The 21,640-nt window shown below is 54.5% G+C and carries 19 protein-coding genes; 7 read left to right on the top strand and 12 right to left on the bottom strand.

Features of this window, described 5'->3' with window-relative positions:
* Positions 1-70: 70 nt before the first annotated feature.
* Both ACAW75_RS15620 and ACAW75_RS15615 read right to left on the bottom strand, forming a co-directional pair.
* Positions 71-1,705 carry a carboxylesterase/lipase family protein gene (locus tag ACAW75_RS15620; RefSeq protein WP_370729665.1) on the bottom strand — a complete coding sequence of 545 codons (1,635 nt, stop codon included), beginning with the start codon at positions 1,703-1,705 and terminating at the stop codon, positions 71-73.
* Between the two features lie 99 nt (positions 1,706-1,804).
* The gene (locus ACAW75_RS15615; protein ID WP_370729664.1) at positions 1,805-2,872 is read right to left on the bottom strand and encodes a glycoside hydrolase family 113; all 1,068 of its coding nucleotides are present in this window, start codon (positions 2,870-2,872) and stop codon (positions 1,805-1,807) included.
* 22 nt (positions 2,873-2,894) lie between these two features.
* Here ACAW75_RS15615 and ACAW75_RS15610 point away from each other — a divergent pair, with 22 nt between their 5' ends.
* Positions 2,895-4,259 (top strand): L-serine ammonia-lyase, encoded by a 1,365-nt coding sequence (locus tag ACAW75_RS15610; protein WP_370729663.1) that lies wholly within the window; start codon positions 2,895-2,897, stop codon positions 4,257-4,259.
* Positions 4,260-4,287: 28 nt separating this feature from the next.
* Here the strand turns inward: ACAW75_RS15610 and ACAW75_RS15605 are convergent, their stop codons facing one another.
* The 6 genes from ACAW75_RS15605 to aroQ form a co-directional block, all read right to left on the bottom strand.
* Positions 4,288-4,902 (bottom strand): trimeric intracellular cation channel family protein, encoded by a 615-nt coding sequence (locus tag ACAW75_RS15605; protein ID WP_370729662.1) that lies wholly within the window; start codon positions 4,900-4,902, stop codon positions 4,288-4,290.
* Between the two features lie 29 nt (positions 4,903-4,931).
* Positions 4,932-6,188 carry a peptidase T gene (pepT, locus tag ACAW75_RS15600; RefSeq protein ID WP_370729661.1) on the bottom strand — a complete coding sequence of 419 codons (1,257 nt, stop codon included), beginning with the start codon at positions 6,186-6,188 and terminating at the stop codon, positions 4,932-4,934.
* A 12-nt stretch (positions 6,189-6,200) separates the two neighbouring features.
* On the bottom strand, positions 6,201-6,668 hold the full coding sequence (locus tag ACAW75_RS15595; RefSeq protein ID WP_370729660.1) for a pyrophosphohydrolase domain-containing protein: 468 nt from the start codon (positions 6,666-6,668) through the stop codon (positions 6,201-6,203).
* A 28-nt stretch (positions 6,669-6,696) separates the two neighbouring features.
* On the bottom strand, positions 6,697-7,275 hold the full coding sequence (locus ACAW75_RS15590; protein WP_370729659.1) for a MarC family protein: 579 nt from the start codon (positions 7,273-7,275) through the stop codon (positions 6,697-6,699).
* A gap of 70 nt (positions 7,276-7,345) precedes the next feature.
* Entirely contained in the window at positions 7,346-8,407 is a 1,062-nt protein-coding gene (locus ACAW75_RS15585) for an aminotransferase class V-fold PLP-dependent enzyme (protein WP_370729658.1), read from the bottom strand.
* Positions 8,404-8,829 carry a type II 3-dehydroquinate dehydratase gene (gene aroQ / locus ACAW75_RS15580; RefSeq protein WP_370729657.1) on the bottom strand — a complete coding sequence of 142 codons (426 nt, stop codon included), beginning with the start codon at positions 8,827-8,829 and terminating at the stop codon, positions 8,404-8,406. Before aroQ ends, ACAW75_RS15585 begins: the two co-directional genes overlap by 4 nt.
* 99 nt (positions 8,830-8,928) lie before the next feature.
* Between aroQ and xerD the strand changes: the two genes are divergently transcribed.
* Both xerD and ACAW75_RS15570 read left to right on the top strand, forming a co-directional pair.
* Positions 8,929-9,831 (top strand): site-specific tyrosine recombinase XerD, encoded by a 903-nt coding sequence (gene xerD, locus ACAW75_RS15575; protein WP_370729656.1) that lies wholly within the window; start codon positions 8,929-8,931, stop codon positions 9,829-9,831.
* A gap of 123 nt (positions 9,832-9,954) precedes the next feature.
* Positions 9,955-11,448 (top strand): vWA domain-containing protein, encoded by a 1,494-nt coding sequence (locus tag ACAW75_RS15570; RefSeq protein ID WP_370729655.1) that lies wholly within the window; start codon positions 9,955-9,957, stop codon positions 11,446-11,448.
* Positions 11,449-11,530: 82 nt separating this feature from the next.
* Here the strand turns inward: ACAW75_RS15570 and ACAW75_RS15565 are convergent, their stop codons facing one another.
* Entirely contained in the window at positions 11,531-12,058 is a 528-nt protein-coding gene (locus ACAW75_RS15565) for a DUF8685 domain-containing protein (RefSeq protein WP_370729654.1), read from the bottom strand.
* Between the two features lie 243 nt (positions 12,059-12,301).
* Here ACAW75_RS15565 and ACAW75_RS15560 point away from each other — a divergent pair, with 243 nt between their 5' ends.
* Complete coding sequence (locus ACAW75_RS15560) at positions 12,302-13,474, top strand: aminotransferase class V-fold PLP-dependent enzyme (protein WP_370729653.1); 1,173 nt, start codon at positions 12,302-12,304, stop codon at positions 13,472-13,474.
* A 98-nt stretch (positions 13,475-13,572) separates the two neighbouring features.
* Here the strand turns inward: ACAW75_RS15560 and ACAW75_RS15555 are convergent, their stop codons facing one another.
* The 3 genes from ACAW75_RS15555 to ACAW75_RS15545 all read right to left on the bottom strand — a co-directional run bounded on the left by ACAW75_RS15555 (position 13,573) and on the right by ACAW75_RS15545 (position 15,141).
* Positions 13,573-13,776, bottom strand: coding sequence for a hypothetical protein (locus ACAW75_RS15555; RefSeq protein ID WP_370729652.1), 204 nt, complete (start codon positions 13,774-13,776; stop codon positions 13,573-13,575).
* The gene (locus tag ACAW75_RS15550; RefSeq protein WP_370729651.1) at positions 13,773-14,276 is read right to left on the bottom strand and encodes a SixA phosphatase family protein; all 504 of its coding nucleotides are present in this window, start codon (positions 14,274-14,276) and stop codon (positions 13,773-13,775) included. Before ACAW75_RS15550 ends, ACAW75_RS15555 begins: the two co-directional genes overlap by 4 nt.
* A 73-nt stretch (positions 14,277-14,349) precedes the next feature.
* A complete protein-coding gene (locus tag ACAW75_RS15545; protein WP_370729650.1) occupies positions 14,350-15,141 on the bottom strand; it encodes a 3-keto-disaccharide hydrolase in 792 nt (263 codons plus the stop codon).
* A 159-nt stretch (positions 15,142-15,300) separates the two neighbouring features.
* Between ACAW75_RS15545 and ACAW75_RS15540 the strand changes: the two genes are divergently transcribed.
* The 3 genes from ACAW75_RS15540 (at position 15,301) to ACAW75_RS15530 (ending at position 21,628) form a co-directional block, all read left to right on the top strand.
* Complete coding sequence (locus ACAW75_RS15540) at positions 15,301-17,166, top strand: 3-keto-alpha-glucoside-1,2-lyase-like domain-containing protein (protein ID WP_370729649.1); 1,866 nt, start codon at positions 15,301-15,303, stop codon at positions 17,164-17,166.
* Between the two features lie 6 nt (positions 17,167-17,172).
* Entirely contained in the window at positions 17,173-19,191 is a 2,019-nt protein-coding gene (locus ACAW75_RS15535) for a hypothetical protein (RefSeq protein ID WP_370729648.1), read from the top strand.
* A 175-nt stretch (positions 19,192-19,366) separates the two neighbouring features.
* Positions 19,367-21,628 carry an ATP-binding protein gene (locus ACAW75_RS15530; RefSeq protein WP_370729647.1) on the top strand — a complete coding sequence of 754 codons (2,262 nt, stop codon included), beginning with the start codon at positions 19,367-19,369 and terminating at the stop codon, positions 21,626-21,628.
* Positions 21,629-21,640 lie beyond the last annotated feature (12 nt).

The following is a 21,640-nucleotide window of genomic DNA, read 5'->3' as shown; positions in this document are numbered from 1 at the left end:
TACCGCCAACAAAAAGAGCGACCAGCCCGGTTGCCCGAACTGGTCGCTCTTTTTGTTGACAGGAACGCGTTTATTTTCCGAAAAACTGGTCCAGGAATAGATAACGGTCGCGGTGTGCTTCCGTCTGCGCCTGCGTGGTTACGTCGATACGAAGTACCGGTGCCGGCTGGCCGGGCTTTACCGCCCCCCAGGCAGGCAAACCGGCTCCGTTGGGGTTGCCTGTTTTAATGAAATTGGCGAAATAGGCCTGCATCGTCTTCGACACGTTGTAGTCGTCGGGTGTCCAGGCATACACCTTGTTACCGGCCAGATTGCCCATCGCGTATTCGATCTCCGCCGAGTGAACGGCTCCTTTTGGCACCGGTGGACGAGGGGCCGACGCATCGTTATTACGAACGACACCACCTGCTAAACCGGCTGTTGCGTTACCCATTTCGGGAACCATCTCCGGGCGGGGGCGGGCGTAGAAATAACGGTATACGGGCTTACCGCCTGTCTGGCTGTGTACGTCGGTCCACTTCCAGGTGCTGAAGCCAATGAAACGGTCGCCTGCCAGGTCAGTAGCTACCTGTTCAACGTCTGCGTCAGAGGCTGGGGCATATACTTTCAGCGCATCGGCTGCCTTATCCCCATATAGTTTCTGAACCGCTTTCGTGTAGTTGGCTACCGTGAGGGCCTCGTTACCCATTATCGCCTTATAGCCGGACTCTTCTGAGTTCCAACCAGCCAGCAAAGGAACGTGGGCCTGCTCGCCCGACGTAAAAATGGCCGCCACTGACTTGGGAAAGAAATAACCATCCACGCAGGTGCTGAACCGGGGTGTACCGGGCTTGGCGGTAGCCTCCAGAATCTGTTCGGCCGGTAATGCCCGCAACTCGGCCAGGGAATTCGCGCCCAGGCTGCTGCCAAATTTCGTCCCCATGGCTTCGGCATCGCTCAGGCTCATGGGCGTTAACGTACCCAGCAGCGAACCACTCTCGCCGATCGCACCGGCAATCAGGTTGCGCGACAGCGGTGAGGCCATCTGCGCACTGACCGAGGTGGAGCCCGCCGATTCACCGGCAATGGTCACTCGTTTTGGATCACCGCCAAACGCCGCAATGTTTTTCTGGACCCACGTCAATGCCGCCGCCTGATCGAGCAGCCCGTAGTTACCCGAGGCTTTATGCGGCGACTCTTTGGTGAGTTCAGGATGCGCCATGAAGCCAAACACACCCAATCGGTAGTTCACCGTTATGGTAACGATGCCCTGCCGGGCCATGCTTTCGCCATCGTAGCGGGGTTCCGACCCGTCGCCAGCGATATAACCGCCACCATAGAAATAGACCAGCACCGGTAGCTTCTCTTTCGCCGAACTGGCAGGCGTCCACACGTTCAGGTAGAGGCAGTCTTCTTTCACCCCATCTGACCGGAAGTTCATATCGCCAAAAATGGCCCGTTGCATGGCGCGTGGGCCAAAATGATCGGCCTTACGCACCCCCGTCCAGTTTTTAGGAGGCATCGGTTCCCGCCAGCGCAGGTCGCCTACGGGCGGCTGGGCAAAGGGAACCCCTTTGAACGACCGCAGACCACCCGTTTCCTGTACGCCCTCGAGCGTTCCATTGGCAGTCTGCACGCGTGGGGGCGAATCCGTTTTTGTCGACTGGGCGAGTGAACCGGCGGCCAAACCAGTATACGCCAGAAATAGAATAACCAGTGATTTCATCAGCTAGTAAGAGTAATTGAGAGTATAGCTGTGAAAGGTAATCGGCCCCTGTTTCTTACTGTATTTTTTACGGTAAGGTCCTGTACGGAAAAACACCCTCTATTTTTTCCAGGTACGTTGTAGCACCGCTTCAGCCGGTTTCCCCTGCGGGCTGTACATATCCCGTTCCCGATGGTTATCGCCGGGCCTGTTTCGTTCAAGCATGAACCACTTCCAGACAAACCCACCGGCGAACCAGGGCTGTGGACTGAGCGCTTCGTACAGAGCCGTATACGCGTTGGCCTGTGCTTCCATGTTCGGCGTACAATCCGTCTCCGACTCCCAGGGCTTCTCGGCCGTGTGGTCGCAGGCGCGGTAGCCAAATTCAGTAAACAGGATCGGTTTCTGATATGTAGCACTCAGCGTAGCCAGCTCGGCAATGGGTTTCTTCCAGCCCTTGACCATCGCTTTAACCGAAGGTGTTGTGGCTTCAGATAAGGGGAAGTAGGCATCCACGCCAATGTAATCGAGCTGGTCCCAGAAAGGCAGTTTATCATAGCGGTCCCAGTTGGCGGCGTAGGTCAGTTTTCCTGTATAGACTTTCCGTACATCAATGATCAGTTGCTTCCAGAAATCAGGGCGGGCCTGCGCAAATTTATCAAGCTCGGTGGTCATGCAGAACAGTTCGATCTTCAGTGAATCGGCCAGTCGGGCATGGGCCAGCACGTATCCCCGGTAGTCGGCTTCAAACGATTGCCAGTCGGATTCTTTCTCGAAGGCAAGGTCAAGGTGCGAGCCGCCCATCATCCAGACGTGGGGCTTGAGCATCACCTTCAGCCCTTCGGCGCGCGCCATCCGCACGGTTTCGGCTACGCCTTCGGGCGATTCGCCCCACCACCCACCGCCGCGCCGTTCGCCCGGTGGGCGGTTGCCCGACCAGAAAAAGTGAGGATCATCTTTCCGGCAAAAGCCATAGGGCACCACCGCCACCCAGGTGCCGCCGTCGGCTTTAAGGGCATGTAGGGTGGTGTCGACTGGCTTTCGGGGCGGCGCTACCAGGTTGGCCCCGTGAATGGGTTCGCCCGTGTGCCGATAGGGCGGCTGGTTCTGACACGAAGCCACCAGACAGATGAACAAACAGGCCAGGCATGTCAGTTGACTTATTGGATTTGGGTAGATTGCAACCATAGTTTTCGCTTCATCAACAGATATGATTACCACCTCCGTTTTCGATTTATTTAAAATTGGCCCCGGTCCGTCGAGTTCACACACCATTGGTCCTATGAAAGCGGCCTTCGATTTTGTGCAACGGCTGGCGCACCTGGCTCCCGACCAATTAGCCGAAGCCGATGCCATTCATATTCACCTGTACGGCTCACTCAGCGCCACTGGCAAAGGTCACGGTACCGACCGTGCCATTGTGGCCGGTTTGCTGGGCTGGCAACCCGAAACTACAGACCCCGACGCGCTAAACCAACTGCTGCGCGATCCTGCGATAACGTACCCCGTACATTGTGGGCAGCAAACCTTGCCGGTTGGTCATGCATCATTTCATTTTGAGCGCATTCGTTACGACTCCCCTTATGCCAACACCATGGTGTTAACGCTCACCGGCAAAGGCAGTTTGCTGACCAGCGAAGAATATTATTCGATCGGTGGCGGTTTCGTTATCCGAAAAGGCGATACAGCCGAGGCCCACCGGTCGATCAGGGTACCGTATCCATACAGTACGATGAAGGAGCTGAAGGCGCACCTGACCAGCTCGGGGCTTCCGCTGGCCGAGGTCTTACTGGCGAATGAAATGGCCGTATCGGGCCGGTCGCTTCGGGAAGTTAATCTGCGGCTCGATCAGCTTATCGATGCCATGCACAAAGCTGTCCGGCGCGGACTTCGGCACCGGGGTACGTTGCCGGGGAGCATCAAGCTTCGCCGAAAAGCGCCACTGCTTTTCCGGCAGGCCCGTTCCCTATCGCAGAGCGCCGACAGTTTTTTAATTTTCCTAAATGCGTATTGTCTGGCCGCTTCGGAAGAAAATGCGGCGGGGGGCATTGTGGTTACCGCCCCCACGTCAGGCGCATCGGGCGTCATTCCGGGCTTAACGTACCTGGCCAAACATCATTTTCACTACAGCAAAACCACCCTGCGCGAAGGCATGCTGGCGGCCGCCGCCATCGGGTTTCTGGTGAAGCACAACGCCAGTATTTCGGGTGCTGAAATGGGCTGCATGGGCGAAATCGGTACGGCGTCGGCCATGGGGGCCGCTTTTCTGACTCACTGCGCCGGTCACCGCATCGATGCCATTGAAGCAGCCGCCGAAATCGGGATCGAACATCACCTGGGTATGACCTGCGATCCCATTGGTGGGTACGTTCAGATTCCGTGCATCGAACGCAATGCCATGGGCGCCGTGAAGGCCTATAATGCGTTTCTCCTGGCGTCGTCAGGCTCGCCGGGTATGCAAAAAATCTCCCTCGACGCGGTCATTAAAGTCATGAAAGCTACCGGCCGCGACATGTCGACAAAGTATAAGGAAACTTCCGAAGCTGGCCTGGCGCTGAGCGCCACTGAATGTTAAGATGTGTTCGTATCGACTTAGCAAGCGATCAGATCTGAATACGGGGCAATGTCCAGTCGTTACGAATAGCCACCAGCCTGAACAGGGTAATCAATCCTGCCGACGCAACAACATTTACCGTTGCGTCCATGCCTAAGGCGCTGTTAAGTTGATAGAGAAGCGCACCGGTCAAACAGGGTGTCACATAAAGCTGCCGGTCTAAAATCAGTGGCAAATCGTTGACTAACGTGTCCCGAATGACGCCACCAAACAGCGCAGTGATGATGCCCAGCAGTATGGCGGCCCAGTCGTTCACGCCGGCCAGCAAGGCTTTCTGCATACCGAAAATGGTAAACAGACCAATGCCGATGGTATCGAAAATCAGCAACGGTCGTTGGAGAGCACCCAACCACCAATGACGGCACCACACGGCGACAACAACGTTGAGGGTAATGACAATCAGGTAGTTAGGGTCTCGTATCCAGGCAATTGGGTGGGCGCCCATGATCACGTCGCGCACGGTTCCACCGCCAACGGCCGTCAGAAAGCCGATGAAAAATAAAGCGACTATATCATGGTACATTTTCTTTCGCAACGCCGATAGCACGCCTGAAATGGCAAAGACACTCGTACCTACCAGATCGATGATATACCAGATGGTCATGCGCGTAAGGAGTAACTACCATTTGGCGATCAGGCAGTTGCCCACACCTCGGCGAGATGAACAATCACTTCGGCGGCCTTCTGCATGTCCTGCACCGACACCCATTCCTGGCGCGAGTGAAACGCGTGTTCACCGGCGAAGATATTCGGACAGGGAAGCCCCATAAACGACAGGCGTGAGCCGTCGGTACCGCCCCGAATGCTGCGCCGGTTTGGGGTAAGGCCCGCTCTGCGAATAGCCTCCAGCGCATGGTCGACCACCGCCGGGTGCCGGTCAAGCACTTCTTTCATGTTCCGATACTGCTCTGTTACCGTGAACGTTGCGCTTGAATTTGGGTAATCGACCAGCACTTTGTTCAGCAGGTTCTCGAGCAACGTCTCGTGCGTATGCAGCCCTTCCGTCGTAAAGTCCCGTACAATGAACCCCAGCACTACGCGGTCCTGATTACCCTCCATGTGCGTTGGATGCACGAACCCCTCTTTGCCTTCAGTCGTTTCGGGCGAGCGGTGTTTCTGCGGTAGTCCGGCCAGTATATCGCCCGCTATTTTCAGGGCATTTTCCAGTTTTCCTTTCGCAAAGCCTGGGTGCGTACTCACGCCCTGAATCACGATACTGACGGCATCGGCCGAGAAGGTTTCATCTTCCAGCGTACCCAGCGATTCGCCATCAATGGTATACCCATAATCGGCATTGAGCCTGGCCATGTCGATGTTGGCCGTGCCTTTTCCTACTTCTTCATCAGGTGTAAACAGCAAGCGAATGCGGCCGTGGGGTACGTCCGGGTTGGCAACAAGGTACTCGGCCGCGGCCATGATCGCCGCTATGCCCGATTTGTTATCGGCACCAAGTAATGTGGTGCCGCTGGCGGTAATGATGTCGTTTCCTACCTGTGCCGACAAATCGGGATGGTCTTTCTGACGAATGATGATGTGGGCATCACCCGCATCGGCCACTTCAGGCAGCACAATATCGGCACCGTCCCAGTGGTAATGAATGATCGGCTTCACGCCCGCTCCAGTCACGTCGGGCGAGGTATCCATGTGGGCGCAAAAGCAGATAGTAGGTACGTTGGCCACCCCCGCTGACGCCGGAATCGTGGCGTAGATATAACCAAAGTCATCCAGTTCGGCGTCGGAAACGCCCAGATCGAGCAGTTCCTGTACCAGCACCCGGCCCAGGTCTTTCTGCTTCTCGGTTGTCGGGCTGGCCGTTGAATGCGGGTCAGACTGGGTATCGATCTGCACGTACCGGATGAAACGGTCGGTCAGTGTTTTGGGGTTGATCATAACGGGATTGATTTATGCCTCCAGGATAGAAGCCAGATCGGCTGGTGAGTAATTCACGCTTTTCAGCGTTTTGTGGTCGGCATCACGGTACACGAGGTATTTCCCGTCCGACTCAACATAGTGGCAGGGAAACCCTTTGGCCGTGTATTGGGCCACGGTAGCTTCTGCCTCATCTACGGTCAGGCAGGCCTTACTCATGTTGGAGCGCTGCACTTCATTGAAGAGCGCCTTGAATTTTTCGCCCAGGCCGAATTCCAGCACGGCTCCCGACAACACGTACTGCAGGTCGCATAAGGCGTCAGCTATCTCAACAATATTTTCCTCCGCGATGGCCTGACGCAGTTCGTCCAGTTCCTCTGCGAGCAGGGAGATCCGCAACCCGCAACGGGCATCTGACGGGATGGTCGGCGTGTCGAGTACAGGTGCGTGAAACGTACGGTGAAACTCGGCCACGGCGTTCAGTGAATCAGGGGTAGTCATAGATAAAGTGATCCGTCGTTTTTGGTGACTAGAAGGAAGTGGGTAACAGATTTGTTTTGATGAGTTTAATGGAAATCGCCAGGAGAATGATGCCGAATATTTTTCGGAGCACATTCAGTCCACCCGGACCAATTCGGTCTTCGAGCCATTCCGATGATTTGAGTACGGCATAGACAAGCATTAGATTCAGTACCACGCCAACCAGTATATTAACGGTCTGATATTCGGCCCGTAACGAGATCAACGTGGTTAACGTACCCGCACCGGCAATGAGCGGGAACGCAATCGGCACGATATGGGCGGCGCCATCGGCCTCCAGTTCCGATTTGAAAATAGTCCGGCCCAAAATCATTTCCAGGCCAATCAGGAAGATGATGAGCGCACCCGCCACGGCAAACGACGCCACATCGACACCAAATAATTTCAGGATCCGTTCGCCCAGGAATAAAAAGACGATCATCAGTAAGCCCGAGGCAAACGTGGCCCGTTCGGCCTCAATTTTCCCGACTTTTTTCCGCAGGTCAATTAGCACAGGCAATGACCCCAGAATGTCAATGACCGAAAAAAGAATCAGGGTGACCGAGATAATTTCTTTAAAGACGAGCATATTAAAGTGGCACCGGTAGTACCGAAGCGGTCCGCCGCTGCGGCTCCAGCTTCGGTAGTCTTGATATAATCTAATCTTTCCCTATCGAAGCTGGAGCCGCAACGGCGGACCGTTTCGGTGCTACACGTAAAAATCCTTTCAACTGCTCAATTTCTCCGTCCGTTATGGCCGGAAAATTAGCGATGCGAAACGTCGTATCTTTCCAGTCGCCGTAGCCGTTCCCGAGCAACAAATCGGCTTGTCGGGCCGCTTCCTTAATCGCTGCGATCGCTTCTTTATCTCCCTGTACCGCAATGACGGTGTCGGACCGTAGGGCGGGATCGCTGATCAGCAGACTAAACGGTGAGTCGTCGGTCAGTTCCTGCTCGAAAAAGGTGTACCAGGCAGCGGCTCGCTGCTTCGTTTGCGCGTCAACAGCCGCAATGGGCGGCACTTGTTCCATCACCTGTTTCAGCAGGTAAATACCCAGTCCATTGGGTGTGTAGGGCGTCTGGAAATTCTGGAAATTTTCGTGCAGGAAAAGCAGGCTGTTGTAATGGGCCTTCTCCCCTATTTCGGCTGCCCGTTGCAATGCCCGGGGCGAATAGATCAACACGGCCAGTCCAGCAGGCAGGCCAAAACACTTTTGCACAGAGGCAAACCAGACATCCGCCAGCAACCAGTCGAACGCGATACCAGCCATCGACGAAACGGCATCAACGGCGATCAGCGCGTCTGGAAACTCCTGTCGAAACTGGTGTAAAGTCGACCTACGTACCTGGGTTCCGTTCGATGTTTCGTTCTGGACCACACAGAGCACGTCGGCTTCGCCGGGCTGGGTCATGGGTTTCAGCTTGTGGGCATACTCCATCCATTTCTTCCCAAAGGCGCCACTGTACGGGTGCAGGCTCGTTTGCCTGGTTAGCGACTGCGCGACGATCTCCCAGCATTCCGTGGCCGACGAAACCAACGCTACATGGTAGGCCTCCGGTACGTTCAGCTTCTCCTTAACGGCCCGAATGGCTCCTTCCGTAATGGCCATGAACTCCGGGCTACGGTGGTTCATGCTGACAATACCCGACCGGCAGGCCTCCGCCGCATAATCGGCTACCTGCGGGTAAATCTTGGCAGGGCCTGGGTAGAACGTAATCATACTGCGTTAATCAAGCTTCTGATTGCCAGTTCGTACCCCTGCAATCCTAACCCAAGAATAACGCCTTTGCACTTGGCAGATAAATAGCTGTGATGGCGGTATTCTTCACGGGCGTGTACGTTGCTGATGTGCACCTCTACCGCCGGCGCCGTAACGGCCGACAGGGCATCGGCCAGCGCAATGGACGTATGCGTATACGCGCCCGCATTGATCACGATCCCGTCGACGGTGAAGCCCAGTTCATGAATTTTGTCGATCAACTCCCCTTCATGGTTCGACTGAAAATACCGGAGCTGCACATCGGGAAACAGCGGCTCAACCGTTTTCAGGTAGTCGAGAAACGTCTGGCTACCATAAATGTGCGGTTCGCGTTTACCGAGTAAATTCAGGTTTGGGCCGTTTATGATCAGAATCGTGGGCATGGTCGTTGTGTAGTTTCGCCGCTGCAAAGTAACGGGGCCAACGCCGATTATTCACCAACAGGTGGTGGTTTCAACCGCATAACCGATTTTTACAGGATCATGTGGGAACGCTATAGCAACGCTTTTAAAAATTACATGCGGCTGGAACGGTCGCTGTCCGAAAACTCCATCGACGCCTATCTGCACGATGTGGCGCGGCTGCACGAGTACCTTCAACTTACTCACCCGGAAGTTGGCCCCTTACAGATCCACGAAGGTCATATCTCGGGCTTTCTACAATATATAGGTGAACTCGGCCTTGTGGCCCACAGCCAGGCCCGGATGCTGTCGGGTGTGAAAGCTTTTTTCAAATACCTGTTGCTCGAAAATCTGATCCAGCACGACCCGGCGCACCGGATTGAAGGACCCAAACTGGGCCGAAAACTGCCCGACACGCTCAGTTTCCCTGAAATAGAACAGATCCTGGCCGCCATCGATTTGTCGACCCCCGCTGGCCCCCGCGACCGGGCAGCGCTGGAAGTCCTGTATAGCTCAGGTTTGCGGGTATCGGAGTTGCTCGACCTAAAACTCACCGACTGCTACTTTGATTCGGGCTTCGTACGGGTGATGGGCAAAGGCAACAAAGCCCGGTTGGTGCCCATTGGTGGTGATGCCATCAAGTATACGACGCTATACGTAGCCCATACCCGTAGCCAGATCGATATACAAAAGGGGGATGAAGACACGCTCTTTCTGAACAGGCGAGGTACCAAACTCTCGCGCATTACGGTGTTCACCACCATCAAAACGCTGGCTACCACCGCCGGGATAACGAAAACGATCAGTCCGCATACGTTTCGGCATTCGTTCGCGACGCACCTGATCGAAGGCGGCGCCGACCTTCGCGCCGTTCAGCAAATGCTTGGTCACGAGTCCATTACCACCACCGAAATCTACACGCACCTCGACCGCGATTACCTCAAGCAGACCCTGACCGACTTCCACCCAAGGGGAAAAAAATGAACTGTACCTGTCGGCCTCTTACGCTTAATAATTTTTAGATGATCCATTCCAACCGTTCCGCCGCATCTTGACTCTCACCCGCGTTAAAACGCATTGTTTCTCCCTGAAAAATTGCTCTGTTCTATGAAAAAGCTATTTCTATTCGCCTCCATGTTAGCCCTGCTGGGTGGCTGTACAAAGTCGCTCGATGGGGCGGGTCCCTATCTTACTACTAGCTTCAGCGCAGACGGTGGTTTTGGCGCCACCAGCACAGAACGGTACAACCCAATTACTGAGAATCCATTTGTAGAGGTAAGCAAAGAAGCTATTTCCACCTTTTCGATTGATGCCGATGGGGGCTCGTACGCCAACATCCGTCGGTTTTTAACCGCAGGTCAGCTTCCCCTCGTCGATGCAATCCGTACTGAAGAGCTGATTAACTATTTCCCCTTTCAGTACGCTGACCCAACCAATGGGGAGCCGATTGCGGTAAACGGGGAGGTGAGTGGGTGCCCCTGGGATGAAACACATAAACTGATTCGGGTCGGGCTGAAAGGGAAATCAACCGCTATGGCTGATCTACCACCGTCCAACATCGTCCTGCTTATTGACGTATCCGGCTCAATGAGCGACGCCAATAAACTCCCTCTGCTAAAACAAGCGCTCCCCACTTTTGTCGATAATCTACGCGCGCAGGATAAGCTGTCTATCGTAACCTACGCCGGACAGGCCGGTGTGCCACTCGAAGCAACCAGCGGGGCTGACAAGGGAAAAATCAAATCAGCCATTGCTCAATTAGGCGCAGGGGGCAGTACGGCGGGCGCACAGGGTATCAACAGAGCCTATGAAATTGCTGAACAAAACTTCGTTCAGGGCGGCAACAATCGGGTAGTGCTGATGACAGACGGCGATTTCAATGTCGGCGTAACTAGTCAAACTGCGTTGGTTGGCCTGATCGAGAGCAAGCGGGACAAAGGCATTTTTCTGACCACCGTCGGTGTTGGCACGGGGAACCTCAACGAAGGCATGATGGAACAGGTGGCCAACAAAGGCAATGGTAACTTTGAATACATCGACAATCTGAAGCAGGCCCAGAAGGTATTCGTCGATGAATTCAGTAAGTTTTACACGGTAGCTCAGGATGTCAAGATTCAGGTCACCTTCAACCCGGATCATGTAAAGGCCTATCGGTTAATTGGTTACGAAAATCGAATCCTGAAAAGTGATGACTTTGTCGACGACAAAAAAGATGCCGGTGAAATAAATGCCGGTCAGACCATAACAGCGCTCTACGAATTGATACCAGCCGCATTGACCGGAACGCCGGGGCAGATCGATAGTAAATCGATACCCACGTTCACGATAAATTTTCGGTATAAAAAGCCCACAGCGGCCACTAGTCAGGCGCTGAGCCTACAGATTTTCGATCTGGACAATAACTTCTCCTACGCCAGTGAGAATATGCGGTTTGCCGCTTCGGTGGCAGCCTACGGGCTACTTTTGCGGAAATCGGCCTACAAAGGCAACGCCTCATTCGACAAGGTACGTACCTGGGCCACCGCTTCAATGGCCTACGATCCGTACGGCTACCGCACGGAGTTTCTCCAATTGCTGAACAAAGCCAGTCAATTGCAGTAACCCGTTTCGGCCTGTCGATCATTCGCCTGTCAGACAGCGTGTCTGCTATTCCAGTCGGGGCAGCAGACACGCTGTCTGACGTTTACGCCTCAACCTTTTCGCCTACGAAGGATTGTTCGGTGTTTTTGAAGAGGAGGTTGAACGAGGTGAGGCTGCCGTAGATGCGGGTAATGTATTGCTGAATATTTACTTTTTCTTCGTCGTCGAGCTGGCTGGCGTTCACGCGCTGTTCAAGCACGCGCAGCCGGTCGCGCACCATCACGATCTTATGAAAGAACGCATCGATGGGCATTTCTTTGCTGGCCAGATCGGCACGACCCGGTTTCAGGATGAGCTTACCCCCTTTCCATTTGTCGCCAAGAGGCACAATTTCGGTCAGGCCGCCCCATTTCTGTAGCACCCGCGACAGGGCCTGCTCAACATCGAGCAGACTGACCAGGTCATTATCTGGTTCAATGAGTTCAATTACCTCAAACGGGGCCGTAAAGGCCAGTAGCTTCGCTCCTTCGTCCATGAAGGTGACCGTGTAGCCGTTTGATTTCAAGTTAATAATCACCCCATGCCCAAATTCAGGGTGTTTAATGCGAGAGCCTATGCCGAGAAGCTGCATCTTATAGTACACGGATTAAAGAGACGTAGAACGATTGTCGCGGGTTGTGGTGGTACGCAGATTGGGCTGATTAACAGGGATTCACACTGATTTTTTTGATTAAAAACGGATTTGCGCTGCTATAGGCTAGCGAATCTGCTTACATCAAAAAATCAGTGTGCCCCCCTTTTAATCAGCCAAATCCGCGTACCCGTTCATTAATCCGTGTACTATAAATACTGTGCCAATATGCTACCTTCCCCTATGATTCAGCAACAATTTGATCTTCACTGCCAGCGCAGTCAGTACACGTACCCAGCCGACGCGCATTACCTTAACTGTGCTACCCGTGCCCCGTTGAGCAAAGCAGTTACCCAGGCTGGGCTGAACGCCATTCATCTCCAGACAAACCCAATGGGGTTAACGCCCGATGATTTTTTTAGCGGGGGTGTCATCGTCCGGCAGCTTTTTGCTCAGCTTATCAACCAGCCCGATCCAGATCGAGTCGTCATTATTCCGGCGATCTCCTACGGCATGGCCGTGGTAGCCCGGAACCTGCCCAACAAACCGGGGCTTCGGCCTGGCCAGCGTATAGTCTTGATCGGCAGCGAGTTTCCTTCCGATGTCTATGCCTGGGACCGGGTCAAAGAAACCGAAAACCTAACGATCCACACGGTCGACATGCCCGCCGGTTTGCCCGCCGCCGACGCCTGGAATGAGGCGATCCTGGAAGCCATCACGCCTGATACAGCCCTGGTCGTGGCGCCCATGATTCACTGGATGTACGGGACGCGTTTCGACCTGGAAGCGATCGGCGAACGTTGCCGCGCCGTGGGTGCCTGGCTCGCCATAGACGGCACCCAAAGCGTAGGCGCGATGCCCTTCGACTGGCAGCGCATTCGTCCCGACGCACTCGTTTGCGCCAGTTACAAATGGCTGATGGGACCGTATTCGATGGGGGTAGCCTGCTATGGGCCTGCTTTTGATGGGGGGGTGCCGCTGGAAGAAGCCTGGATGAACCGCCTCGACAGCAATCAGTTTCACCGACTGGCCGAGTACCAGCCCGCTTACCGCCCGGGTGCGTACCGGTACAACATGGGCGAACATTCGAATTTTACCCAGATGCCCATGATGGAAGCGGCCCTGCGCCAGCTACTGGACTACCAGCCTGAGCGAATTCAGCAGTATTGTCGGGAGTTAATGGCCGATGCTATTCCAGAATTGGAAGCGTTAGGCTACCAAATTGAGCCAGCATCTGGTCGGGGGCATCATTTACTGGGTGTGTGGGTACCGTCCCATGCAGACCCGATGGCCATCTCGAAATCTTTACTGTCCCGGAACGTATCCGTGTCAGCCAGAGGGCGCGCCATCCGCGTGTCGCCGCATGTGTACAACACGGAGGCAGACGTGCAGGCACTGGTACAGGCGTTAAACTAGTTTACAGTTTGCTGTTTACTGTTGCTCCGCTTAAACCATAACCAGGTACGTTAGCGGAGCAACAGAAGACAGTAAACAGTAAACAGAAGACAGTAAACTTATTGTCTGCTGACGGAATCTAGACCGGTGGTATCGATTTGTAGTGATTTGTCTTCTACCCGATTGCCGGGCAAGGCACGTACGGCCTGCTTTTTTCGATTCCAGGGCGCTGTAGTCCGACTGGCCATATCGACCGTGAGCATCACAACAAGCAGGGTAAAAGCCAGAAAAACGATAATGAAGATGCGGCGATTGCGGTTCATTGTTTCAGGAGTTCTTTCGGCGTAACGTAGAACTGTAGAGAACCCGTTCGGCCCGATATTTCTGCCCAATGCAGATTCCCGAAGGTTATGGCCACAACGCTCCCTTTACTCATCGACCCAACATCCTGATGGGTCAGGTATTCCGAGAAATAAGATACATCGGGGTTATGCCCGAAAATCATGACCGACTCGCAGGTCTCGGGTAAACTGTTGACAGCCGCCAGGTACGCTTTGGGGCCTCCTTCATATAGTTTCTCATCGAGCTCAATCGTGGCCGGATCAACGCCAATCTGCTCGGCGATCACTTTGGCTGTATCTTTTGCCCGGTGGGCTGTACTGCTAATAAGTCGATCAGCGCTAATCTCTTTTTCCGCTAAGTACCGGCCTATCCGTGCCGCTGCCATGATCCCTTCGGGTAATAGCTCCCGGTCATGATCACTCATAAAAATAGCCCGGTCTTCTGCTTTAGCATGCCGAACGACGTATAACGTACGCTTCATAATAAAGTCAATCATGAATGATGCGGTATCTGGTAACAGCGCTGTTACCAGATACCGCATCATTCATGACTGGTTAAAGTTCTCTGATCCAGATGTTGCGAAAGCCAACCGGGTTACCGTGATCCTGAAGCAGGATTGGGCCCGCTCCGTGTGGTTCCATAGTTGGGTACCCAATATAATCGGTGTTTCCTTTGATGGCCGTATGATGCTGCACCACAATGCCATTCAGCAGTACCGTTACATAGCCTGGCTCAGCAAGAATTCCACTTTTGTTGAAACGGGGGGCCTGATAAACGATATCATACGTCTGCCATTCGCCTGGTTTCCGGCTAGGGTTGGCCAGAGGAATAGCCTGTTTATACACCGAGCCAACCTGCCCGTTCGAATACGTCGGGTTGTCGTAATTGTCGAGAACCTGAATTTCATAATAGCCCTGGAGAAACACCCCGCTGTTTCCTCTGGCCTGGCTTTTCCCTTCCGGTTTTTCTGGGGTGCGGAACTCCACGTGCAACTGAAAGTTCTCGAACTCCCGCTTGGTACGGGCGTAGGAGCCAAGCGTAGAATACATGGCACCGTCTTTAACGGCCCATTTCAGCGGACCCATGTTGGTATCTTTCCAGTCTTTAGACACGTGGCTTTTCACGGAAACCCACTCATCTGTGTTTTTCCCGTCGAACAGCACGATGGCATCTGATGGAGCGGTTAGGCCTGACGCATTGGCCCCCATCGTTCCCGGGGTGACGATGGGGGGAACGGGCGTCCAGGTTTCGGATGATTCAGGTGTTTTTTTAGCCGCTTCATTCTGGGCAAACGCAAAGCCGGCGGAAACGAGCAGAAACGCAAACGTGGAGGTTAATTTTTTCATGATTTAATAAAGGTATGAGTCAAATATAGGGGCCTACCGGGTAAAAAGTAAACAGTCTTTTTTCTTACCCACTCAGTAGGCTAATTGCGTCAGATTCGCTATTCAAACGATATACAGACTACTTTTAGGTTGTTTTTTTGTCAATAATCAACTCTTTTCATGCGCATAGCATCTACTCTGGCCTTGTCTCTAGGCAGTTGTCTGCTTAGCAGTCTGGCCACCGCTCAGTTGGCTACCAAACTACCGCTCAACGATTTAAGCGCTTTCCGACAACCCGTTGCGGCAAACTGGAAAGTCGTTTCAGACGTTACGGCTACTCTCAGTCAAGCCAACTCCCTTCAGGTTAAACCAGCACAAACCGGCACCCCTGCCAGTGTACTGGTCTGCCTCCCAACGGGTCAAACGGGTAGCCAAACCAGCCTTCAAACGACCCTTGAGCATGGTGATGCCGATCTGGAGTTTGACTTCATGCTGGCGAAGGGAGCCAATTCGGGCGTGTACCTGCAGGGACGCTACGAAATCCAGCTGGCCGACAGCTGGGGCCTAACCGTACCAAAATCGTCTGACATCGGGGCGATTTATGAACGGTGGGATGCTAGCCGGGGCACTGGTCAGGAAGGCTACGAAGGGCACCCCGCCCGTCAGAATGCAGGCAGGGCTCCCGGTTTATGGCAACATCTGACAATTTCGTTCCAGGCGCCCCGTTTCGACGCGGCCGGGAAAAAGACAGAGAACGCTAAAATTATTCGTGCTGAGCTTAATGGCGTGTTGATCCACGACAATGTTGAGCTGACGGGACCAACCCGTGGGGCAGTCAGCAACAACGAAGTAGCCCGCGGCCCGGTGGTCATTCAGGGCGACCACGGTGCTGTTGCCTTCAAAAACATGACCTACACGCTCTTCGACCGGAAAAAGCCTCGCCTGACTGATTTGGCATACAAGCTCTATAAAGGGCAGTATCGCGATGAAGCATCGTTCGGTGGTGCCGCTCCTGAATCGAAGGGGACGTCGCCCGTTCTGTCGGCCTCGGTCTCGCCCATTCCCAACAATTTTGCGTTGCGGTACACAGGTACGTTACACGTGGAGGACCCAGGCGAGTATACATTCGCGATGAATACAGCTGGGGGGGGTGGTCAACTGCGGATCAACAACCAGCCGCTAAGCAAATGGTCGGACAACAGGCATAGCGGCAACATAACGCTCCCCGCCGGTGATCTGCCCTTTGAAGCGATCTATACGAAGTATGAAGAATGGAGCCGACCTGACCTCCAGCTGGCGGTATCGGGTCCCGGTATTCGTCAGTTTACGCTAACCCCGGCCAGCCTGAACGAGCAGGGCGACAGTGACCCTATTCTGGTTACCGCTGAAAACAACACCATTCTGCGCAGCTTCATGGACCTGCCCCGGTCTAAAAACGCCCAGGGACGTAGCTACCGCGTTACACACGGCATCTCGGTCGGAAGCCCCGAACAGGTACACTACACCTACGACGCCGATTTTGGTACCATTGTACAGGCGTGGCATGGCCTATTTCTCGATGCAACACCCATGTGGGAAAGCCGGGGCGATGGCTCATCTCGCCCAATGGGGGTGGTAACGTACCTGAGCGGTAAACCTCAATTATTTCTGGCCCGTCTGGCCTCAGCAGATGCTCCCTGGCCAACTGACACGACGGGTAGTGGTTTCCGGCCAAAAGGGTATCAACTCGACGACAAAGACCGCCCTACGTTCCGGTACCAGACTGCTGCCACGGCCGTTGAAGACCAGATACAGGTATTGCCTGATGGCCACGGCCTTCGTCGGCAGCTGACAATGACACAACCTGGGAGTGGTTTATATGCCCGGTTGGCTTCTGGCACGTCGGTCGAGCCGATGCCCAACAACACGTACCTGATCGATGGTAAAACGTATATGATTGACGTCTCGGAAGCAGGCGGCAAACAACCGATAGTCAGAACCAGCCATGGTCTGCAAGAGCTAATAATCCCCGTTTCCGGCAAACTCACCTATTCGATCCTGTTCTAAGCTGTTATGAAAAAGATACATCACTACCTGCTGCTCGCTGCCCTGGCTTTCCCTTCGGCTGTGCTGGCACAGGAATCGCCTAAAGAAGAAGATTTTTTCCGCATCACGAAGGTGCCGGCCCCCGAGGGAACCCTGCTTGAGGTAGGTGGCCTGACCATGCTCCCCAATGGCGATCTGGGTATCTCGACGCGCCGTGGCGACATTTTCATCGTGCAGAACCCAACCAGTCGGCGTCCCTATTTTCGGAAGTTCGCGTCGGGTTTACACGAAGTGCTGGGTCTGGTCTACAAAGACGGATCGCTTTACTGCGCACAACGGGGCGAACTGACCAAACTGACCGACACCAACAATGACGGCAAAGCCGACCTGTTCGAGACGGTCTACGCCTGGCCTCTCTCGGGCCACTACCATGAGTATAGCTTCGGGCCAAAGCTCGCGCCCGACGGTACCTTCTTCGTAACGGGCAATGTCGCCTTCGGCGATGAGGAATGGTGGCGGGGCGAAAGCCGGGTGCCCTGGCGCGGCTGGACCATGAAGATCTCGGAAGACGGAAAAATGCAACCCTGGGCGACGGGCATGCGCTCACCAGCCGGGCAGGGCATGATCGACGGTGAGTTTTTCTACGCCGATAACCAGGGCGACTGGCAGGGATCGGGCGGCGTGGTTCACGTGAAGAAAGGGGCATTCACCGGCCATCCGGCGGGCCTCCGCTGGACAGGGCTCCCCGGCTCTCCCCTGAAGCTTACCGACAGCCAGTTTTATGCCAAAGTGGATATCCGGCAAAAGCGCGACGCGAATGGGCGAATGATCAAGCCGGAAAACGTGGTCAACGAAACCCCGGACCTTCTCTACAAAGTGAAGGAGACGTTCCCCGACATACAGACGCCCGCGGTCTGGCTTCCTCATGGTATTCTGGGTATTTCAAACTCGGAGATTGTAACCATCCCAACGGGTGTGTTTGGTCCGTTCGCTGGTCAGCAACTGGTGGGTGATCAGGGCATGAGCAAGATCTCGCGGGTGATGCTCGAGAAAGTGAATGGTGAATACCAGGGCGCGGCTATCGAGTTTCGGTCAGGTTTCCGGTCGGGTGTGATGCGGATGGCTTTTGCACCCGATGGGTCGCTGTTCGTGGGTGAAACCAACCGGGGCTGGGGGTCAGCGGGCGACGCCAACGAAGGGCTGCAACGCCTTGTCTGGAACAACGGAATCCCCTTCGAGATGCGCACTGTTCGCGCCATGCCCGATGGCTTTGACGTGGAGTTTACCAAACCCGTCACGAAGCTCTCGGCCGAAGATCTCGCTTCCTACTCGGTAGAGAGTTTCATCTACAAATACCACCCGGTCTATGGCAGCCCGACGATCAACAAAGAGAAGCACACCATCAAGGGAGTGAAGCTCTCGGAGGATGGCCTTCGGGCGCGGATTGTGGTCGATAACCTCCGCAAAAATTACATCCATCAGCTCACACTCGACGGAGTGCGGTCGGAAGACGGTAGCTATTCGCTGGTTCACCCGATAGCGTACTACACGCTGAATAACATTCCAGATGGGCAGAAGCTGGCCATGTCGGAACTGAGCGTGAAAAACTCGGCCACGAAACCGGCTGTCACGCCCGCATCGGCAAAACCGGGGGCTGCGGGAAAATCAGCAAAACCGGGGGTCAAGGGGAAACCAGCGCTCCAGCTAGGCCAGGCTGTTACGTTAGCTAAAGCGCCTACGTATGAACAGGTGAAAGGGTTGTTGACGAAGCATACGTGTCTGGCCTGCCACAACGCCGACAAACGGCAGGTTGGCCCGGCCTACAAAGACGTGGCCAAACGGGGCTATACCAATGACCAGTTGGTTGAGCTGATCTATAACCCCAAGCCCGCCAACTGGCCCGATTACGCTACCGAGATGCCGCCGATGCCGCAGGTACCTAAAGCCGATGCATTGAAAATCGCCGCCTGGATTACCTCATTGGCACCCGCCAGCAAGAGTAAAGCGAGTACATCAGACAATAAGGATAACCCCAACGCCCAGTAGTCAGCATTCAGTTTATAGTGCAGAAGGGCCTCACAACGTGCGTTGTGAGGCCCTTCTGCATACACGGTTTGCTCAGTCAGATTAAATCTTGATTTAACTGATTGAGCGTGATGCTTCGTAACCAGTAGGTTAGCTACCTTTTCTGATCCAACTGTGTACTATCGATCCTATACACATGCATTTCTCGCAGGCAACGCTCATTTTTCTCGGTATGGCTGGTATGATGACACTCTACGTGGGTGGTCAGGCCGTTGTCACGGGTGAACGGGCCTATAGCTGGTATGCTGGCTATGCTTTGTGTTGGGGCTGTTACTTCGTGATTAAAATCTTTGATCCGTTCGAGCAGACGGCTATCGACGCCAGTATCTATGGTTTTAGTCGTGTTGGTTTCCCGATGCTCTCCTATGTTTGTTATTACAGCTTTGCCGATGCGCTCTTAAATTTCCAGGTACGTTTCCCTTTTATCTATACCCTTTTCCGCCGCACACAACTGGCACTACTCGGCTACGTGCTGGTCGAGGCAGTGGGGTGCCTCGTCAAACCGGAATGGGCATTTTCTACGGCCCACGAATGGCTTCACACCCTGGCCCGGATTGGCGTAGCGGTAGTGTCGGTAACGGGGATACTGGTGGCCGCCCGCCGACGAGATACGCTGACCAATTATTTTCTGCTGGGTTCCTCGGTGCTGTTAGCTGGTGCATTGACGGCCATGGTCTTGTCGATTTTCGCTCATGTTACTCGTGAAGTTCCGGTCTGGCAGGAACCCCTTTTTTATTTACAGACAGGCATTGCAGTCGAGCTTCTGTGTTTTTCATTGGGGTTGAGCTACAAGAACAAACTAACCGAGGCAGCCAAAGCAACCACCGAACAGGCCTTGCTGCTGGAACGGGAACAGCTAAAGGTGGCGCAGTTGCGGACACATTTTTTTACAAATGTGTCTCATGAGTTTCGCACACCGCTGACCCTGCTGCTCGGGCCGTTGACCCAGCTTATACAGGCCAATCCGGGCGATACCACTTTCCGGCTCATGCACCGGCAGGCCGACAGACTGTTAACGCTGGTTAATCAGTTGCTCGATTTAACCAGGCTAGATGCTGGCCAGCTTCGGCCTGATCTGAAACCCGGCCCGTTGCCACAGTTCCTGCGTGGCCTGATCGGGTCGTTCGCTTCGCTGGCCGACAGCCGGGACATTACACTACAGGTAGCGATTGACGACCAGCCTGAATACGCCCTGTACGATGCCGATAAGCTGGATAAGATCGTGACGAACCTGGTGGCAAACGCCCTGAAATTCACCCCGGCGGGTGGCGTGGTCCAGGTACGTTGCCGGTACGATAGTTCAGTGCAGGAGGCTACCATTCAACTTGTCGATTCCGGGCCAGGCATTGCTCCCGAGCAGCAGGCCCGCATCTTCGAGCGTTTTTACCAAAGCCCACAAAATACCCAATCAGGCACGGGCATTGGTCTGGCCCTTGTTCAGGAACTGGTTGCTGTGTTGAACGGGCGGGTGACACTCGTTAGCCAGCCTGGCCAGGGCGCTGCCTTTACCATTGTGCTGCCCATTACCCCCCACCGGGCAACTATGCCTGACTCGGCGCTTGCGCCAGCCAGACCGGAAGCCCTGCACCAGCCAGCCAGCTCAACCGGTTTATCAACTGACCCAGCCCCCGCCCTGCACGAGTCGACCGAATTACCCCTGTTGTTGTTGATTGACGACAATGCCGATGTGCGGCAGTACCTGCAGATGCTGTTCACGTCTGATTACCGGGTAGTCGACGCAGAGAATGGTCGACTCGGCTTGCTCAAAGCCACCCGGCTGCTTCCCGACCTGATTATCTGCGACCTGATGATGCCCGACATGGACGGCCTTGCTTTTTGTGAAGGGCTTCGGCAGCAACTGGCTACCGACCATATACCGGTTATTTTGTTGACAGCCAAAGCGGACATTGACAGCCGGATCGACGGCTTGCGACACGGTGCCGACGACTACCTGGCGAAGCCATTTCATCCGCTTGAGCTGCAAACCAGGGCCAGAAACCTGCTGAATCAGCGGCAACGTTTACGTGAGCGTTACAGCCGCGAATTACGCCTACAGCCTGCCAATGTGGTCGTTTCGTCGGCCGAGGAGCGCTTTCTGACCCAGGCGATCGCCGTGGTTGAAGCCCATCTCAGTAACAGTTCATTTGATGTAGAGCAGCTCAGTAAAGCGCTCAATCTCAGCCGGATGCAATTACACCGTAAACTAAAAGCGCTGACCAACCAGTCGGCCACAGAATTTGTCCGACAACTCCGGCTACAGCGGGCGGCAGATCTGCTGCGCCAGCGCAGTGCTACTGTTTCAGAGGTCGCCTTTGGAGTAGGGTTTGAGAGCCTTTCTTATTTCACTAAAGCCTTCCGCGATCAGTTCGGAACAGTACCCTCAGCGTTTGACCAGTAGTTTTGTTAAACG

Source organism: Fibrella arboris (assembly GCF_041321095.1).
GTDB lineage: Bacteria > Bacteroidota > Bacteroidia > Cytophagales > Spirosomataceae > Fibrella > Fibrella arboris.
The sequence above is the reverse complement of the archived record's forward strand: the minus strand, read 5'-3'. Positions and strand labels throughout refer to the sequence as shown.

Excerpts from the sequence above, each read along its gene's own strand:
- ACAW75_RS15620 (WP_370729665.1), bottom strand. The coding sequence starts at position 1,705 with ATGAAATCACTGGTTATTCTATTTCTGGCGTATACTGGTTTGGCCGCC.
- ACAW75_RS15615 (WP_370729664.1), bottom strand. The coding sequence starts at position 2,872 with ATGGTTGCAATCTACCCAAATCCAATAAGTCAACTGACATGCCTGGCC.
- ACAW75_RS15610 (WP_370729663.1), top strand. The coding sequence starts at position 2,895 with ATGATTACCACCTCCGTTTTCGATTTATTTAAAATTGGCCCCGGTCCG.
- ACAW75_RS15605 (WP_370729662.1), bottom strand. The coding sequence starts at position 4,902 with ATGACCATCTGGTATATCATCGATCTGGTAGGTACGAGTGTCTTTGCC.
- pepT (WP_370729661.1), bottom strand. The coding sequence starts at position 6,188 with ATGATCAACCCCAAAACACTGACCGACCGTTTCATCCGGTACGTGCAG.
- ACAW75_RS15595 (WP_370729660.1), bottom strand. The coding sequence starts at position 6,668 with ATGACTACCCCTGATTCACTGAACGCCGTGGCCGAGTTTCACCGTACG.
- ACAW75_RS15590 (WP_370729659.1), bottom strand. The coding sequence starts at position 7,275 with ATGCTCGTCTTTAAAGAAATTATCTCGGTCACCCTGATTCTTTTTTCG.
- ACAW75_RS15585 (WP_370729658.1), bottom strand. The coding sequence starts at position 8,407 with ATGATTACGTTCTACCCAGGCCCTGCCAAGATTTACCCGCAGGTAGCC.
- aroQ (WP_370729657.1), bottom strand. The coding sequence starts at position 8,829 with ATGCCCACGATTCTGATCATAAACGGCCCAAACCTGAATTTACTCGGT.
- xerD (WP_370729656.1), top strand. The coding sequence starts at position 8,929 with ATGTGGGAACGCTATAGCAACGCTTTTAAAAATTACATGCGGCTGGAA.
- ACAW75_RS15570 (WP_370729655.1), top strand. The coding sequence starts at position 9,955 with ATGAAAAAGCTATTTCTATTCGCCTCCATGTTAGCCCTGCTGGGTGGC.
- ACAW75_RS15565 (WP_370729654.1), bottom strand. The coding sequence starts at position 12,058 with ATGCAGCTTCTCGGCATAGGCTCTCGCATTAAACACCCTGAATTTGGG.
- ACAW75_RS15560 (WP_370729653.1), top strand. The coding sequence starts at position 12,302 with ATGATTCAGCAACAATTTGATCTTCACTGCCAGCGCAGTCAGTACACG.
- ACAW75_RS15555 (WP_370729652.1), bottom strand. The coding sequence starts at position 13,776 with ATGAACCGCAATCGCCGCATCTTCATTATCGTTTTTCTGGCTTTTACC.
- ACAW75_RS15550 (WP_370729651.1), bottom strand. The coding sequence starts at position 14,276 with ATGAAGCGTACGTTATACGTCGTTCGGCATGCTAAAGCAGAAGACCGG.
- ACAW75_RS15545 (WP_370729650.1), bottom strand. The coding sequence starts at position 15,141 with ATGAAAAAATTAACCTCCACGTTTGCGTTTCTGCTCGTTTCCGCCGGC.
- ACAW75_RS15540 (WP_370729649.1), top strand. The coding sequence starts at position 15,301 with ATGCGCATAGCATCTACTCTGGCCTTGTCTCTAGGCAGTTGTCTGCTT.
- ACAW75_RS15535 (WP_370729648.1), top strand. The coding sequence starts at position 17,173 with ATGAAAAAGATACATCACTACCTGCTGCTCGCTGCCCTGGCTTTCCCT.
- ACAW75_RS15530 (WP_370729647.1), top strand. The coding sequence starts at position 19,367 with ATGCATTTCTCGCAGGCAACGCTCATTTTTCTCGGTATGGCTGGTATG.